We start from the raw sequence: 15,622 nt of genomic DNA on the forward strand, positions 1-15,622 counted from the left end.
CCGCGCCGGCCCACCACCCACGGGGGGGGGCCCCCGCCCCGGGGGCGGGCGGGGGGCGGGGGGCGGGCCCGGGGGGGGGGGGGGGGGCGGGGGGCCGGGCGGGGCGGGCCCCCCGGCGGGAGGGCGCGCGGGGCACGGCCCGCCGACGGGCAGGAGGGCGCGCGGGGCACTGCCGGCCGACGGGCGGGACGGGCCGAGCGCCAGGGCCGGCCGACGCGCGGGACGGGCCGCGCGCCATGGCCTGCCGACGCGCGGGACGGGCGCGCGCCATGGCCGGCCGACGCGCGGGACGGGCGCCAGGGCACGCGATCCGACCGGCTCCCTGCCACCTCGCCCGGAGGGACCGGGGCGCGCCCGGCGTCTGCCTGCCGGCCCGGCCGGCGGACGCCGGGCGCGCCCGGTCCCTCCGGGGCTTCAGTCCTTCTGCGGCTGCGCTCTGCCGGACAGCATCACGCTCTGTCCACGGAACTCCGCGACGACCGTTCCGTCCACCCGTCGCACCGTCACGTCGTAGATGCCGTTGCGGCCCGAGCGCGTCCGCTCCACGGCCTCGGCGACCAGCTCGTCGTCCACGGCGGCCGGCAGCAGGAAGCTGACCTGCGCGGACTGCGCCACGGTGACGGGCCCGTAGCCGTTGCAGGCGAAGGCGAACGCCGCGTCGGCAAAGAGGAACACGAATCCACCGTGCGCCATGCCATGGCCGTTGACCATGTCCTCGCTCACCCGCATGCGCATCAGCGCCCTGCCCGGCGCGACCTCCTCGAGCGCGATGCCCAGGCTCCTGCACGTACGGTCCCGCTCGTACAGCTCCGCGATCCCGGCCGGTGCGTCGTCCGGCACTCCGCTGTGCCCGCCCACGGCTCCGCCCCTCCCTGATGACCGGGCCGGACAGGCCCGCCCGAGTGCTACGCGTCCGCATTAGACCGATCAGGGCCGACACCTGTCAACGACGGGCCCGGTACGCCCGGCTCGCAGGTCCCCTGTGTGACCGATCAGTCCCGGGCGCAGGGGCGTTCGGCTCGCCGTGGCCGCGTTGACGCACCCGAGGGGGGTCGGATCACGATGGACGGAGGTCACCCTTGGCGTGGCGGATCCTCCACCCGCAGGCCTGCGGCGTGCGCTGCGTCGGCGAGGACCCGGCGCAGCATGTCAGGCGTCAGCCGGCCGGTGAACACGTTCCGCTGGCTGACGTGATAGCAGCCGAAGACCGTGAGCGGGTCGCCCGTCCCTCCCACGTGGGTCAGCGGCGCCTGCACGCCGTGACCGAACACCGGCCGCGGCCGCGGCACGCTCCACCCCGCCTCGCCCAGCGCCGCCAGCGCGGCCTGCCAGCCGAAGGCCCCCAGGGCGACGACCGCGCGCAGGGTCGGGCGCAGCAGTTGCGCCTCGCGGGTCAGCCAGGGACGACACGTGTCACGCTCGCCGGGCGTCGGGCGGTTGTCCGGCGGAGCGCAGTGCACCGGGGCGGTGACGCGCACCCCGAAGAGCTCCAGCCCGTCATCGGAACGGGTGGCGAGAGCCCGGGAGGCCAGCCCCAGCTCGTACAGCGTCGCGAACAGCAGATCACCGGACCGGTCGCCGGTGAACATCCGCCCGGTCCGGTTCGCGCCGTGCGCCGCCGGCGCGAGGCCGGTGATCAGGAGGGAGGCATCCGCCGGTCCGAACCCGGGCACGGGCCGGCCCCAGTACTCCCAGTCCCGGAACGCCGCACGTTTCTCGCGGGCCGTCTCCTCACGCCACTCCACCAGCCGCGGGCAGGCCCGGCACTCCACGAGGAGCGCGTCCATCTCCGCCAGCGTGCGCGCCTGGGCGGCGGCCCGCAGCGGGTATCCCTCCGCAGTGGACATCGTCGACCCACTTCCACGCCGTGTTCGGTTGCCCCCTGCCCGTCGATGCACGATTACCCACCACGGCTTCTTCCTGCACCCCTACGATCACATCCATGTCGATCACTCCCATACCCGTTCTCCACGCCGGCAAGGAAACCCTCGCCCTCGTCGAGAACGAGGCGCTGGTCGTGCGCCGCCCGCACGAGCAGACGCACATCCCCCTGAAGGCCATCAGCCGTGTGCTCGCCGAGGAGCGGCACGTCACGATCGAGCTGATCGCCGCGCCGACGACGGAGAAGACGCACGTCCACCGGGTCTGGGACGTGGCGGACGAGGCCGCCGCCGTCGCCTTCGCCGAGGCCGTGAACGCGGTCGTGCCGGAGCGGACCGAGGAGCTGGCGGCGGTCGACGGCGCGGACCTGGTCTCGGGCGAGCGCCTGTACCAGCCCAGTTACCGGAACTGGCTCCGCGGGATGAAGCGCGGCGCCCTCGTCGCGACCCTGGTGGCTGTCGGCCTGTGCGTGCTCGTGGGCGTCCAGGGAAGCCCGGCCGCCATGATCGTCATCATCCCGTTCAGCTTCTTCGGGATACTGGTGCTCGCGCTCGGCGCCTTCCTCGCGTACGCCCCGGTCGAGGAACGTCACCTCCGGAAGCACGGCGTCCGGACGGCCGCCGTCAGGCTGCAGGACCAGCACGGCCTCTACGCGTACACGGATCCGGGCGGCTTGGTCCGCACCGTGCGGCACTCCATCCCGACGTGGAGCATCGAAGCGGCGTACGACGTGCGCGATCCCGGCCGCGTGGTTCCGCTGCGGCCGCGGAGCCGGCGAATCCTGGACGCCTCCCTGGCCCTCGTCGTCGTCACCGTCGGCCTTCTCTTCGTCGGCGGCGCCGTCGCCGCGGTGGTCGGCGCCTTCCTCGGCGAGTTCGACAGCCTGGCCTGAGGCGCACTCGGCTCCCCGCCGTGCAGCCATGCCCCCACGACGCAACGGGATGCGCCCGTTCGGCTCCGGACTGCCCGGCCGCCACCCCCCACTGAGGCCGGCCGCTCCCCTGGTACCCACGGGTGCGCGGGTTCCGTCCTTGGGCGCGATGGCCAGGCGAGGTGGCGTCACGGCGTCGGATCCTGGCGGAGCACGCAGGGCAGACCGCGCTGCTTCGTGCGGCCGGGCGATTCGGTCTCTCCTTCTCAGCCCAGTTGCTCGGCCAGCCCGACGATGATGCCGTCCGGGCCGCGGAGGTAGCAGAGCAGGTAGACGTCCTCGAACCGCGCGATCTCGCCGACGAGTTCGGCGCCGTAGGGGCGGAGCCGGGCGACGGTGTCCTCGATGTCGTCGACGGCGAACATCACGCGGTGTGTGCCCAGGACGTTGTGCGGTCGGTTGCGTGGCCCGTCGCTGATCACCGCGGGGTTGCGGTACTTCGCCAACTCGAGCCGACTGTGACCGTCCGGGGTCCGGAGCATCGCGATGTCACAGCGGACGCCGTCGAGTCCGGTGCACTGGTCGGCGAAGGGGCCCTGGACCTCCGCCCTGCCCTCCAGCTCCATGCCCAGTTCCACGAAGAACGCGATGGCGGCATCCAGGTCCTCGACGACGATACCGACGTTGTCCATCCGCTGAATCGCCATGGTGGTGTCTCCCTCATTCCTCGTGCGGTCGGTGTCGCCCGCTGATGTCCCTGGGACGGAGCCGGCGGCACCTTCTCGACATCCACACCCGCCGCGCTCTCCATTCTCGCCCTCCAGGTGCGGGGGAACCTCAGTCTTTCCGTTCCGGCGCGGCGCAGCTTCCTCAGCCCGGGGCGGGGCTCCAGGACGGTCCCGTACAGGCCGGAATCCCGAGGAGGGTGGTCACGCCGGTCAGGCGTCGGCCGCCCGCCGGGAGCCGCCTCGTCGGCCATGTCCCGGCGAGGCCCGCGGAGCGTCCGACGACGTCCGTCGGCCCGGCCGGACCCTCGGCTCCGGCCGGAAGTCCGGTGCTGAGCCCTCCCGGACCCTGCGAGCGCGACCCTCAGACGTGCCGGCCGGCAACGCCGATCACGAGGGGTCCCGCACCCCGCCCTCGTGCCCGCTGCCTGCGGGTTCGGCCGGACAGGGCACGACATACCCTCGGATCCCAGGAGAACAAGGGGAGTCATGTCCGGAGAGAAGACTTACGGGGCCGTCCTGCGCGCACTGCGTCAGCAGGCCCGCCTGACGATGGAGCAGTTGTCCGAGGCGTCGGGTGTCAGCGTCCGGGCCATCGGCGACATGGAGCGGGGACGCAGCCGCGTACCGCAGCGGCGCACCGTGGTGGCCCTGGCCGACGGGCTGGGGCTTGGCGAGACGCAGCGGGACGGCCTCCTGGCGGCGAGCCGGGCCGACCGTCCCGCACGCGCGGTCGCCGTCGCGGGCACGGCGGTGCCGCCGCGATCGGTGCGGGATTTCACCGGCCGTGGCCCCCAACTGGCCCGGTTGAAGGACATGGCCGAGCGGTCCGCCACCGGTGACGGTGTGTCCGTGGCGGTGATCTCCGGCCCGCCGGGGTGTGGGAAGACGACCCTGGCGCTCCGAGCGGCCTCGGATCTGGCGGAGGACTTCCCGGGAGGCTGCTTCATGGTGGACCTCCACGGCGTCGACGGCGCCGTGGACCCGGGCGAGGCGCTGCTGAAGCTCCTGAAGGCCCTCGGGGTGTCGGACCGTCGGCTGAGCCAGGAGGGCGCGGCCGGGCACGCGGGGCTGCTGCGGGCCCTGCTGGGCGAGCGTCGGTGTCTCGTGGTGCTGGACAACGCGCGCGACGAGGGCCAGGTGCGCCCCTTGCTTCCGTCGGGCGGCCGCAGCCTGGTCCTCGTGACCAGCCGACGACCCTTGACAGGGCTCGAGGACGTCGACCGGCTGGCGTTGGAGGAGATGACGCAGGACGAGGCGGTCGCGCTGCTCTGCCGGATCCTGGGCGAAGAACGCGCGGACGCGGAGCCTGACGCCGTGGCGAGGGTGGCGGAGATGTGCGGGCGCCTGCCGCTGGCCCTTCGCGTGGCCGGCAATCGCCTCGCGATCAACGCGGCCTGGACCGTCGAGCACCTGGCACGCCGTCTGGCCGACGAGGAACGACGCCTGAGCGCCCTGACGGCTGACGACGTGAGGGTGGAAGCGGCGTTCGAGTTGTCCTACCGCGAGCTGACGGACGCTGCCGCTCGGATGATGCGTCTGCTGAGCCTGGTTCCAGGACCGGACATGACCGCCGCGTACGGTGCCTGCCTGGCCGAGGTCGACGTCTTCGAGGCCGAGGACGTGATGGAGGAACTGGTCGAGGCGGGCCTGCTCCAGGCCACCGTCAGCGGGCGCTACCAACTTCACGACCTGCTGAGGCTGTTCGCCCGTGGCCGCCTTGCCCGCGAAGAACCACCCGTGGAGCGGCGCGCGGCGGACGACCGGCTGCGCGCCTGGTTGCTCGACACGGCCGTGGTCGCCGGCCGTTGGTACAAACCCAAGTACGGTGCGCCCCCGGCCTCCTGGCGGGGGATCGTCCCGCTGGCGAGCACCGAGGACGCCCGGGCCTGGCTGCAGGGCGAAGCCCCTGCCTGGCTCGCGGCGCTGCGCAGCGCCGCGCAGCGCGACGAGCACCTGCGCGTCGTGGAGATGGGCGACGCCATGGAGTGGTTCTGCAACCTGTGGGTCTTCTGGGGCCACTGGTCGGAGCTCTACGAGCTCGCCGGTCACGCAGCCGCGGCGCTCGACGACCCCGGCATGCGCGCCTTCAGTCACAACATGCACGCATGGGCCCTCATCGCATGCGACCACCGGTACCGGGAGGCCATCGACCAGGCCGAGACAGGTCTGCGCTGCGCCCGCCTCGCGGGCAACGTCCCGCAGCAGGCGTCCGCACTGTCCCATGCGGCGGTCGCCTACCGGAAGCTGGGAGAAGCCCAGGAGGCCGTCGACAAGGCCCGCGCCTCGGTGGAGCTGTACGAGGGGATCGGCGATCGCGAGGGCTGGCTCGGGGCGGTGGTCAACCTGGGGTCCTCCCTGCGGTTCCTGGGGCTGACGAGCGAGGCACACGCGCAGAACCTGCGCATCATCGAATTCCTCGACTCGCCGGACCAGGAGGTCGGCGGGCACCTGGCCGCCATGGTCCGTGCCCACACGACGTACGCGCTCGGTCTCGACCTCGCCGTCCTGGGCCGGTGGAGCGAGGCGCTGGACCGTCATCGCGAGGCGCTGGACCGGTTCCGGGACCTCGGCATGACGCACATGCAGGCGAGCGCACTGCTGGGTACGGGTGAGGCCCTGATCGAACTGGGAGAGCCGGACGAGGCCCGCAGCTGCCTTCGCGGAGTTCTGGAACTCGGCGACGCGGCCGACGCCGCGGTCGTGAGCGAGGCGCGGAAGCGGCTGGAGGCGTTGCCTGCGGGGTGAGCGGCATGGAGCGGCACAGGACCGAACGCCTGGGGCGAGGTGGCTGCCGCGTGTCCAGGACGGGGCCGGGCCCACCGCCCGCGAAACTCCGAGCACGGCTCGGGTCCCTGCCGGGCTCACCCCTCAAGGTGAGCCCGGCACCCTGCCTGACGCCGCTGGCCTGCGGCTTCGCCGTGAACGACGCACCGTATTCTTTCCTCGGGGCGGGGAGGAAGAGGACTCGTGTTCGGGGAGAAGGCGTTCGGGGCCGTTCTGCTCGGTCTGCGGCAGCAGCGCCGTCTGACGAGGGAAGAACTGGCCGAGGCGTCGGGTGTGAGCGTCCGGGCCATCGGCGACATGGAACGTGGACGCAGCCGCGTACCGCAGCGACGTACCGTGGTGGCCCTGGCCGACGGCCTCGGGCTCGCGGACGCGGAGCGGGAAGCGCTGCTGGCCTCGGTGCGTGCGGCGCGTCCGACGCGCAGCGTGGTGGTGGCGGGGACGGTCGTGCCGCCCCGGTCGGTCGGGGACTTCACGGGCCGGGAACCGGAGCTGACGCTGTTGCGGGAGGCCGCGGGACGGGCGCCGGCCGACGGGAAGGCTGCGGTGTGGGTCGTCTCGGGTCCTCCGGGGTGTGGGAAGACGACGCTGGCGCTGAAGGCGGCGGCGGACCTGAGGGAGAAGTTCCCCGACGGGTGCTTCGTGGTGGACCTTCACGGCGTGGACGGCCCCGTGGACACGGGCGAGGCAACGCTGAGGCTGCTGAAAGCCCTGGGCGTGCCGGACCGCCGACTGGCGCACGAGGATCCACAGGGCCGTGCCGGGCTGCTGAGAGCGCTGCTGGGCGGCCGCCGGTGCCTGGTGGTCCTGGACAACGCCCGCGATGAGGAGCAGGTGCGGACGCTGCTGCCCACGGGCGGTCGCGGCCTGGTGCTGATCACCAGCCGGCGGTCCCTGACCGGACTGCCGGACGTCCAGCGTCTGGCGCTGTCGGAGATGACGCAGGACGAGGCGGTCGCTCTGCTGCGCCGGATCCTGGGCGAGGAGCGTGCGGAGGCGGAGGCCGAGGCCGTGGGGCGGGTGGCGGAGCTGTGCGGGCGACTGCCGTTGGCCTTGCGTGTGGCGGCGAACTGGCTGACGGTCCGTTCCGGATGGACCGTCGACCGCCTGGTACGGCGCCTGGCCGACGAGGAACGCCGGCTGGGCGCGCTCGCCGCGGGCGACGTCCGTGTGGAGCCGGCCTTCGAACTGTCCTACCGCCAGCTGACCGCCCAGGCCGCGCGCATGCTGCGGCTGCTGAGCCTGGTGCCGGGTCCGGACATGACCGCCGCCTACGGCGCCGCTCTCGCCGGGACCGGCGTCCCCCAGGCCGAGGACGTGATGGAGGAACTCGTCGAGGCGGGCCTGCTGCAGGCCACGTTCACCGGCCGCTACCAACTGCACGACCTGCTGCGGCTGTTCGCCCGCACCCGGCTGTCCGGCGAGGAGGAACCCGGCGAGCGGGAGGCGGCGGACGAGCGGCTGCGCGTGTGGCTGCTGGAGACGGCCGTGGTCGCCGGGCGCTGGTACCAGCCCACGCACGGGGCAGCTCCCTCCTCCGGGCAGGGTCTCGCCGCGCCGGAGAGTGCCGAGCAGGCGCGTGCCTGGCTCCGGAACGAGGCGCCCGCCTGGCTCGCGGCGCTGCGCGACGCCGCTCGAAGGAACGATCACACGAGGGTCGTCGAGACCGCGCATGCCATGGAATGGTTCTGCGATCTGTGGGTGCACTGGGGACACTGGCCCGAAGTCTTCGGTCTGGCCGTCGAGGCCGCTGCCGCGCTCGACGACCCCTATATGCGGGCCTTCCACCTCAACTGCCATTCGTGGGCGCTGACCACCTGTGAGCAGCGCTACCGTGAGGCCATCGAACGAGCCGACGAGGCGCTGGAACACGCCCGCCGCGCGCAGGACCCGCACCAGCAGGCCTCCGCCCTGATACTCGCGGCGAGCGCGCACCAACAGCTCGGCGACGCCAGGTCCGTCGCGGACAAGGCCTTCTCCGCCGTCGAGCTGTCCGAAGACGCGGATCTCCACGAGGTGTGGCCCCAGGCCGTCCGCCTCTACGGAACCGCCCTGCGCCTGCTCGGCCACGCCGAGGAGGCGCTGGCCCAGCACCAGCGCGTCGCCGACTTCCTCGACGCCGCCGACTGTCCGTTGAGCGGGCTCGTCACCGATGTCTTCCGGGCTCACACGTACCAGGTGCTCGGTCTCGACTACGCCGCCCTGGGGAGGTGGCGGGAGGCGGTCGACCACCATCGCCGTGCCCAGGCCCAGTCGCGTCGCATCGGCATGCCCCACAGGGAGGCCGAACAGCTTCTGGATCTGGGGGAGGCCCTGATCCAACTGGGCGAGACCGCGGAAGCCCGCTCCTGTCTGCGCCAGGTCCTCGCCTTCGGTGACGCGGCCCTCGACAAGGAGTCGAAGGCTGCGCAGAGGCTCCTGGACACGCTCCCCGCCACGTGAGGCCGTCCACCCTGACACGCCCCGGGCGGCGGAACGCCGGACCCGTTCGCGCCGGGCCGGTTGCGCGGGTCCGGTCACGCCGGGGCCGTCCGCGCCGGGCTCGCTCGCGCGGGTCCGGTCACGCCGGGCTCGGTCGCGCCGGGCCCGTCCGCGCCGGGCTCGCGTCCGCCCCGGTGGGCAGGGAGCGACGGGACGCGGCACGCCGTTCCCGCGCGGGGCTCAGTCGCGGTGCTGGTGCAGGGCGACGTGGACGGTGTCGAGGGCCTGGATGAGAGCGGCGCGGGCGGAGGCCGTCTCGCGCAGCTGGTCGAGGACCATGAAGCCGTGGATCGTCCCGTGGTAACGCAGGGAGACCACCGGTACCCCGGCCGACCGGAGCTTTCCCGCGTACGCCTCACCCTCGTCGCGCACCACGTCGGCCTCGCCGGTGACCACCAGGGCCGGGGGCAGCCCGGTGAGCTGTTCGAGCGTGGCCCTCAGTGGTGAAGCGGTGGCCTGGCTCCGCTGCCCTACGTCGGGCAGGTACTGGTCCCAGAACCAGCGCATGGTCTCGCGGTCCAGCAGGTAGCCGTGGGCGAACTCCTGATACGAGGGGCTGTCGAAGCCGGCGTCGGTGACGGGGCAGAGCAGCACTTGCTGCAGCAGTCGCACCCCACCGCGCTCCTTGGCCAGCAGGGTCAGCGCCGCGACGAGGTTGCCGCCCGCCGAAGCGCCCACCGCGGCCATGCGGCTCCCGTCCAGGCCGATCTCGCCACCCCGTTCGCAGATCCACCGCGCGACCGCGTAACACTGCTCGACGGCGATCGGATACCGCGCCTCCGGGGCGCGCTCGTAGTCGACGAACACCACGGCCGCGTCCGCGCCGAGAGCGAAGGCGCGCACGACACGCCGGTAGGTGCCGGGGTCGCCCAGGGCCCAGCCCAGCCCGTGCAGGAACAGGACGACGGGACTGTCGCCGACGGTGCCGGCCGGCCTGACCACTTGCACCCGTACGCGACCGGTCGGCCCGACCGGCAGCATGAACCACTCCGCGGAGATGGCTTCCTCGTCCGGAGGGTCGACCGCGCCCTCCCCCTGGAGACGCGCGAGATTCCGTCGAGCCGCTGCCAGGTCGGGGGCGCGCACCGATGGCGGGCGGCTGTGCCGGTCCACGAACACTCGGGTCGTAGGGTCCAGCACCGGGTGCCGAGCTGACGAAACGACGAAGTCGGACACACGGTCTCCTGCCGAAAGGGACTGGACTGAAGCGAGGGGCGTTCCGAGCACCCGTACGCGGTCGGGTGTACGGAACGCGGTCCGGCACTCGTGGGGCCGGGGTCGCCGACGCGGCCACAGGATGGTCGGCGGCGCGGTTCCGAGCGGGGCCCTACCCCCTGGAAGGCGGGAGGTCAGCCCCTCGGGCGTCGACCCCTCGGCCGGCGGTGGCGTCCTGGGGGACGGCCCCGGCGGACGGGCGGGCCACCGGAGTCCGCCCGCGGTCGTCCTGGGCGGTGCGCAGGGCCCGCCATTCACGTGGGGAGATGCCGTAGGCGGCGCGGAAGGCCCGGCTGAAGTGAGCGGGGTAGACGAAACCCCACCTCTGGGACACGGCGGACACGGTCGGGGCCGTTCCGCCGCGACGGGCCAGTTCGCGCTTGCACTCCTCCAGGCGCCGCTGCCGGACGAAACGACCGACCGTGGTCCCCTCGCCCTCGAACAGCCGGTGCAGGTACCGGACGGAGATCCTGTTCTCGCGGGCGATGCGCTCCGGTGACAGGTCCGGGTCGCCCAGGTTCCGGTTGATGTGGTCGAGGACACGCAGCATCAGATGGCTGCGTTCCGCCGCTTCCGTGCCGCCCCGGTGGGCACGTTCCGCGATCAGCGTGGAAAGCAGGTCGACGACGTTGCCGGCCAGCCGGTTCGCGACGGCGTGCGGGTAGCCTCCGGCGGTGGACGAGGCCAGGGTGGCCAGGAACGGGAGCAGCATCGCGCCGAAACCGTCCCCGGTGCCGATGGCTTTGCCGGTGACCTGCCGGATGTCGCTTTCCGACACGCCCAGCGTGCGGCGCGGCAGCTGGAAGACGTGCGTCGCGAACCGCTGCGGATAGTCGAAGGAATACGGCCGGGTCGTGTCGCACACGACCAGGTCCCCCTCCCCCACCTCGGCCCGCCTGCCGTCCTGGACGAAGGTGGCCGTGCCGGACACCTGGACACCGACCGCCACCAGCGCCTCGGGCGACCTGGATATCAGCGCGGGCGTGCGGCTGACCCGCTCCGCGTCGGCCTCCATGGTGCAGACCTGGAGATAGCCGAGACGGTCGCTGGCGATCCGGCCGTCGAACGGCCCGTCGCCCCGAGGGGTGACCGTCATCGGTACCAGCGTCCTGCTCACCACATCGTTCCAGTACGCCACCTTGTCCCGGTCCGGCACGGAGGAGGTCGTCAACACCAAGCTCAAAATGCGCTCCACTCAGGGGATATGACTCCGGGGCTGCGACAGGCGCGAACAGGCCGCCGCACCTCCCCGGATCGCGGCGGCCGCCGTCGTCCGGCCGGGCCGGACGACGCGTCGCACACACGGCGACCTCGCTGGAGCGGGGCGCCACCGGACCTTTGCCGGCGACGCCCGGGCTCCCGCCCACACCGAACAGCCAAGCAGCGGTCCGTACCGGTCTCCAGGCAGAACCACAGGCAGGAATGCGGGCGCGCTGTCGTCCGTCACGGCCGATGTCGCCTCGGCGCCGGCCATCCGGTGTCGGTATCCGCCGCGGCCGGCGTCGCCTAGGGTCTGTTGGGAAAGTGGATCTTGTTCGTCGGTGATCACGTCCTGTGGGACGTGGGGATCTGACGAATGGCCAGTGGGCCCGGCTTGAGCCGTTGCTGCCGCGGGATATCAAGCCGGGCCATCCGCAGGTGGCGCGCTGGCGTGCTGGGCGCATCGGGCAGGGGGCCGGTCGAAACGCGGCGGCCGCCGCCCGGTAACGTACATCCCTTCAGGCGCCGTTGGGGCCTGGAGTCCAAAAGGTGAATGCCGATGACGCTTGGCGAACTGCCTGTCGTGTGGAGCTTGCCCCCTGAGGATGCCCGAGCTGGATGGCGGGCCTTGTGGTGGAGCGTTGGCCCGGGCAATGAACTCGCGGTGATGCTGATCCATGAACGGAACCTGCGCCGTTCCCCGTACATCAAGGGATGGGTCGGATGGAGCGTGGCGGCTCCGTGTGACGGCGTATTGGTCGTGATCTCGGGCGGTGTGGAACACCGCACCGCCGTAACCGGCATAACCCCGGGGACCAGCCACCTGGCCCTGCTCTCCTGGTCACGGTTTCTGCTGGCGTCAGGCCGTATGCGCCGGGCCCAGAACGGGATCTGGGAGAGGAACGCGGTCGTGTACTCCCCCGGGGGACACCCGGTAAGTCATTTCTGTATCGGCGACGACATCGACTACATCGTCACCGACCGCGACGGCGGCATCTGGACCTCGTACGGTGACGAGGGCATCTACGGAGACCACCCGGAGACCAGTGCCGGCCTGGCCCGCTGGGACACCGACGGTACCCACACATGGAGCCCTCAGGGACGGCTCCCCGTATGGCCCCTCGGCGGAAGCGCGGGCGCCACCGAAGAGGCCATGGCCTGGCTCGCCTGGTACAGCCACGAGGGTGCCTTCCTGTCCCGAGTCGATCCCGCCACCGGCGACATCACGAGCTATCGCAACCCCCTGAGAGACACCGACGGCATCGCCGTCCGCGGCACCCGGATGCTCCTCACCCACCGGTTCCACAACCGTCCCGGTGTCGAGCTGAGCCGCGCGGAGCTCGTCGACGATGCCTGGGTGATCACCGCCCAGGAGAAGCTGCGACTACCGGGGCCGGTAGTCATGCGCTGCGCCCAGGGTCGCGACGGTGTCCTCTGGCTCCGCGCCGGCGATACCTGGATACAGATCGAAGCCTGAGCCACCAAGGCTCGACCGCTCGATCCCACCGAGCGCATAGGCGCTCCGGGCTGCTCCAACCGTACGAGCAGACGCCGCGTCAACTACTGCTCGTGGACTTCTGTCTCTATCTGTCCGCAGCGATCGTCACGCTGCGTACGCTCATCCGCCGCGCCGACCCCGCGCTACCGCTGGGCGACGGCCGCCCCACCACCCGACTCCTCAAGTGACCCATTTGCCGGTCGGTCTCAGCCCCAGTCCTGCAGCTGCTGGAGCAGGCCGGCGTCGCCCTCCATCCGCAGCGAGCCGGCCGGGATGCGCATGTACATGAGCAGGGCCATCTCACTCGCCGTGCCGTAGACGGCGGCGGTGGGCTTGCTCTCGGCGGCCTCCGCCGCGGTGAGGCGGGTGAAGCGGGAACCGGCGGCGTCCACCGTCTGGCGCCAGGAGCCGGCCTCGGCTGCGTGGTAGTCCATGGTGGCGGGCTCGCCCGGCCACGGGACCGTGCCGGTGCAGACGGTGGCGAGGAACTCCTCGATGGCGTCGACCGCCTCGGTCGTCGGCAGCTCCTGCGGGGTACCGCAGGCCAGCTGGGCGTCGTAGGTGTGGATCAGCGATTCCGGGACGCGGCGGCGGGCCACGGCGGCCACCGTGTGCGGTGAGGCCAGCGGCTCCCACCAGGCCCAGCAGCCCCGGTCCGGGCCGGCCTCGCGCAGAGCAGTGAGCAGCTGCTCCGTCGAGTCGGCCAGCCAGGTTATGAGGGCCTCGCGCTCCCTGGGCGCCGGCAGTCCGTCCTTGCTCGGCCGCTCGTCGCCCGGCGCCGTGTTCAGCACGATGTAGGCCCAGAAGCGGTCCCCCTCACTGAGGTGGTTCGCCAGGTCGTACAGCGTCCAGCCCGGGCAGGAGGGGACGTCGGCGTCGAGGCTGGGGGCCGCGGCGACGGCGGCGCGGAAGGCGGCGGACCGCTCGTCGATCATCCGCAGCAGGGTGGGGAAGTAGGGATGCTCAGTCACGCAGAGCTTGTATCACCCGGACCGGGCCTCTCACACTCGATTAAGACCGCCCAGCACGCCAACTGCGAGGCGTTCCACGTCGAACGGGAACGGGCCCCGGCCTTCTGGAGGTCGGGGCCGGCTGCCGGATCTTGGGGTGAAGAGCCGCCACGGCCGGCCGGGCCCGGGGCGGGATCCCGTCGACCACCGGTCGGCGATCGACGGGACCTGCTGCACAGCCTTCGCTCGCGGAGGGGAAACGGCTGCAACCGCTCCCCCTCCGCGTCCGACCGACCACCGCGTTCCCGCCCCTGGTCGGCTCGCCCCCGGGGTCCTAGTCGAACGGGTCGAGCGTGACGTACGCCTGCCGCGGGTCGCCGTCGTGAACCAGCGACTCGTGGGCGCCGACGTCGTCGAAGGCGAAGCCGTACGCCTTGCCGTCGGCCATCTGGGCATGGATCTTGCGGGAGTAGTGGTTGGTCACCGTGTCCTTGTAGAAGCCGGACGACGAGGTGTCGGGCTGGTTGGGGTTGGTGAGCAGAGTGGAGCGGTTGTAACCCGCGCAGAGCGTGCGGGAAATGGGGCCGCGTACCTGGTCGTTCGGGGCGTCGAGGAGCTTGTAGCAACCGAAGACGCTGTCGGAGTCCGGCTTCTGGAAGGACGTGACGACGGCCCCGGCGCTGTTGGTGAAGTTCATGACGTTGCCCGAGACCCGGCCGTAGTACTTCACCGAGGGCTGGTTTGCGAAGGGGGTCACGGTCAGGGTGGAGGTGGCGTATTTGGTCCAGACGCGGTTGATGTAGTCGTTCATCACTCCCGAGGGAAGCGCACCGGCCTCGATGCCGTGGCCCGGCGCCAGCGCGCGCAGCACCGTGCCGTCGGCCCGGGTCTGGATCAGGTTGGCCCAGCCGCCGGGCTGTCCGCGCAGGGCGTCGTAGAACCCCCGGTAGCCGCCGGGCTTGAGGCGCCCGGTGTTCGCGACGGTGCCGTCGGGACGCTTCACGCCGACGGCGTACGGGGCCGAGACCATGTCGACCTGGGTGCTGTTGATCCACAGGCCCGAGTCGTTGAGGGTGTACTCCGACCAGTTGAACAGGATGTTCCTGTTGGGATCGCTGGGGTTCTGCACCGCGGGTTGCACGAGGCCGCCCGTCGCGAGCTTGAAGACCAGTTTCTGTCCGTAGCTGAAGTAGATCCGGCCCGAGAACTTCGGCAGCCGGATGGTCATCGACCCGCCGTTGGCCGGGCCGGTGATGGAGGCGTCGGGCGCGGGAACGGGCGTCGAGCCCCCGGCCGGCCAGGGATGGAAGGTGCCGTTCGCGTCCGCCCATCCCTGTCGGCCCGTGGAGAGCTCGGTACCGAGGTTGTATACGTAGACCTGCTCACCACGTGCCGAGTTGTTCGTGAAGGTGAGCGGGATCGTCGCGGGGACGGTGGCGGAGGCCGGGTCGGGGTCGCCGACTCCGACGACGATGGCTGTGGTGCCGATCAGCGCGGCCGCGGCCAGCGGGATCAGCCGGATGTGCTTGCGCCTATGCCGTGGGGACATGGAGGGCTCCTCGGAGGTGGGGACTCCGTACGGGGGAAGTGAGCTCGTGAGAGCGCTCTCAAGAATGGTGAAGGTGAGCCGGACCTGTCAATGCATCAAGTGGTGGGCAGCACCGCGGACTTCGCTCGGACGCCGCTCACGAGCCGTCGACGCGCCGGCCCGGGGAACGCGGCGATCACCAGCCCTGGCGTAGAGGCCATCTGGTCCAGGGCACCGACCGCGAGCGTTTGACGCCGTTGATCGCTGACTGGCCGTCGAACGCGGTGGGGCAGTTGCGAGCGGCGGATGCATTCCGCCTCGGGTGGGTTCGACCCCGATGCATTCCAGCGCATGGCTTCGATCCCGGATGCATTTCACCCCGGATGGATGAGGAATTTCCCTCCTGCCGGGGAAAGCGGCCCCCATCAGGGGTGAAGCAAGTGCGTCACCAGTGCCACCCGGCCCCCGTGGCCGGTTGACCACGGC

11 protein-coding genes and 1 pseudogene are annotated in these 15,622 nt (G+C 72.0%); 5 read left to right on the forward strand and 7 right to left on the reverse strand.

From position 1 onward, the window contains the following. Positions 1-414: 414 nt before the first annotated feature. Together paaI and ACIRQF_RS01140 are read right to left on the reverse strand one after the other, a co-directional pair. Positions 415-858, reverse strand: a complete 444-nt coding sequence (gene paaI / locus ACIRQF_RS01135; protein WP_376633907.1) for a hydroxyphenylacetyl-CoA thioesterase PaaI — start codon at positions 856-858, stop codon at positions 415-417. Between the two features lie 215 nt (positions 859-1,073). Beyond that, a complete protein-coding gene (locus ACIRQF_RS01140; RefSeq protein WP_404087781.1) occupies positions 1,074-1,847 on the reverse strand; it encodes a uracil-DNA glycosylase in 774 nt (257 codons plus the stop codon). Positions 1,848-1,942: 95 nt separating this feature from the next. Here ACIRQF_RS01140 and ACIRQF_RS01145 point away from each other — a divergent pair, with 95 nt between their 5' ends. After that, positions 1,943-2,773: a hypothetical protein gene (locus ACIRQF_RS01145; RefSeq protein ID WP_404087783.1), complete on the forward strand. Its 831-nt coding sequence runs from the start codon at positions 1,943-1,945 to the stop codon at positions 2,771-2,773. Positions 2,774-3,018: 245 nt separating this feature from the next. Here ACIRQF_RS01145 and ACIRQF_RS01150 read toward each other — a convergent pair whose 3' ends face one another. Further along, a complete protein-coding gene (locus ACIRQF_RS01150; RefSeq protein ID WP_404087785.1) occupies positions 3,019-3,459 on the reverse strand; it encodes a VOC family protein in 441 nt (146 codons plus the stop codon). 507 nt (positions 3,460-3,966) lie between these two features. On the opposite strand from ACIRQF_RS01150, the gene ACIRQF_RS01155 reads away from it, so the two are divergent. Together ACIRQF_RS01155 and ACIRQF_RS01160 are read left to right on the forward strand one after the other, a co-directional pair. Further along, positions 3,967-6,225, forward strand: coding sequence for an ATP-binding protein (locus ACIRQF_RS01155; RefSeq protein ID WP_404087787.1), 2,259 nt, complete (start codon positions 3,967-3,969; stop codon positions 6,223-6,225). 222 nt (positions 6,226-6,447) lie between these two features. Continuing rightward, positions 6,448-8,706: an ATP-binding protein gene (locus ACIRQF_RS01160; RefSeq protein WP_404087789.1), complete on the forward strand. Its 2,259-nt coding sequence runs from the start codon at positions 6,448-6,450 to the stop codon at positions 8,704-8,706. A gap of 219 nt (positions 8,707-8,925) precedes the next feature. Here ACIRQF_RS01160 and ACIRQF_RS01165 read toward each other — a convergent pair whose 3' ends face one another. Both ACIRQF_RS01165 and ACIRQF_RS01170 read right to left on the reverse strand, forming a co-directional pair. Continuing rightward, the gene (locus ACIRQF_RS01165) at positions 8,926-9,726 is read right to left on the reverse strand and encodes an alpha/beta hydrolase (protein ID WP_404087791.1); all 801 of its coding nucleotides are present in this window, start codon (positions 9,724-9,726) and stop codon (positions 8,926-8,928) included. 346 nt (positions 9,727-10,072) lie between these two features. Beyond that, positions 10,073-11,143, reverse strand: a complete 1,071-nt coding sequence (locus ACIRQF_RS01170; RefSeq protein ID WP_404087793.1) for a helix-turn-helix domain-containing protein — start codon at positions 11,141-11,143, stop codon at positions 10,073-10,075. Between the two features lie 927 nt (positions 11,144-12,070). On the opposite strand from ACIRQF_RS01170, the gene ACIRQF_RS01175 reads away from it, so the two are divergent. Both ACIRQF_RS01175 and ACIRQF_RS01180 read left to right on the forward strand, forming a co-directional pair. Beyond that, entirely contained in the window at positions 12,071-12,637 is a 567-nt protein-coding gene (locus ACIRQF_RS01175; protein WP_404087795.1) for a hypothetical protein, read from the forward strand. Positions 12,638-12,726: 89 nt separating this feature from the next. Then, positions 12,727-12,846 (forward strand): annotated as a pseudogene (locus tag ACIRQF_RS01180) (IS5/IS1182 family transposase); the annotation flags it as partial. 18 nt (positions 12,847-12,864) lie between these two features. Here ACIRQF_RS01180 and ACIRQF_RS01185 read toward each other — a convergent pair. Together ACIRQF_RS01185 and ACIRQF_RS01190 are read right to left on the reverse strand one after the other, a co-directional pair. Next, a complete protein-coding gene (locus tag ACIRQF_RS01185; protein ID WP_404087797.1) occupies positions 12,865-13,629 on the reverse strand; it encodes a maleylpyruvate isomerase family mycothiol-dependent enzyme in 765 nt (254 codons plus the stop codon). Between the two features lie 313 nt (positions 13,630-13,942). Then, positions 13,943-15,157, reverse strand: a complete 1,215-nt coding sequence (locus ACIRQF_RS01190; protein ID WP_404087799.1) for a glycoside hydrolase family 64 protein — start codon at positions 15,155-15,157, stop codon at positions 13,943-13,945. Positions 15,158-15,622 lie beyond the last annotated feature (465 nt).

The organism is Streptomyces sp. NPDC101191 (assembly GCF_044767915.1).
GTDB lineage: Bacteria > Actinomycetota > Actinomycetes > Streptomycetales > Streptomycetaceae > Streptomyces.

What these genes read in the sequence shown, in the direction of transcription:
- ACIRQF_RS01140 (WP_404087781.1), bottom strand. Translation starts at nt 1,847, where the DNA reads ATGTCCACTGCGGAGGGATACCCGCTGCGGGCCGCCGCCCAGGCGCGC.
- ACIRQF_RS01145 (WP_404087783.1), top strand. Translation starts at nt 1,943, where the DNA reads ATGTCGATCACTCCCATACCCGTTCTCCACGCCGGCAAGGAAACCCTC.
- ACIRQF_RS01150 (WP_404087785.1), bottom strand. Translation starts at nt 3,459, where the DNA reads ATGGCGATTCAGCGGATGGACAACGTCGGTATCGTCGTCGAGGACCTG.
- ACIRQF_RS01155 (WP_404087787.1), top strand. Translation starts at nt 3,967, where the DNA reads ATGTCCGGAGAGAAGACTTACGGGGCCGTCCTGCGCGCACTGCGTCAG.
- ACIRQF_RS01165 (WP_404087791.1), bottom strand. Translation starts at nt 9,726, where the DNA reads ATGCTGCCGGTCGGGCCGACCGGTCGCGTACGGGTGCAAGTGGTCAGG.
- ACIRQF_RS01190 (WP_404087799.1), bottom strand. Translation starts at nt 15,157, where the DNA reads ATGTCCCCACGGCATAGGCGCAAGCACATCCGGCTGATCCCGCTGGCC.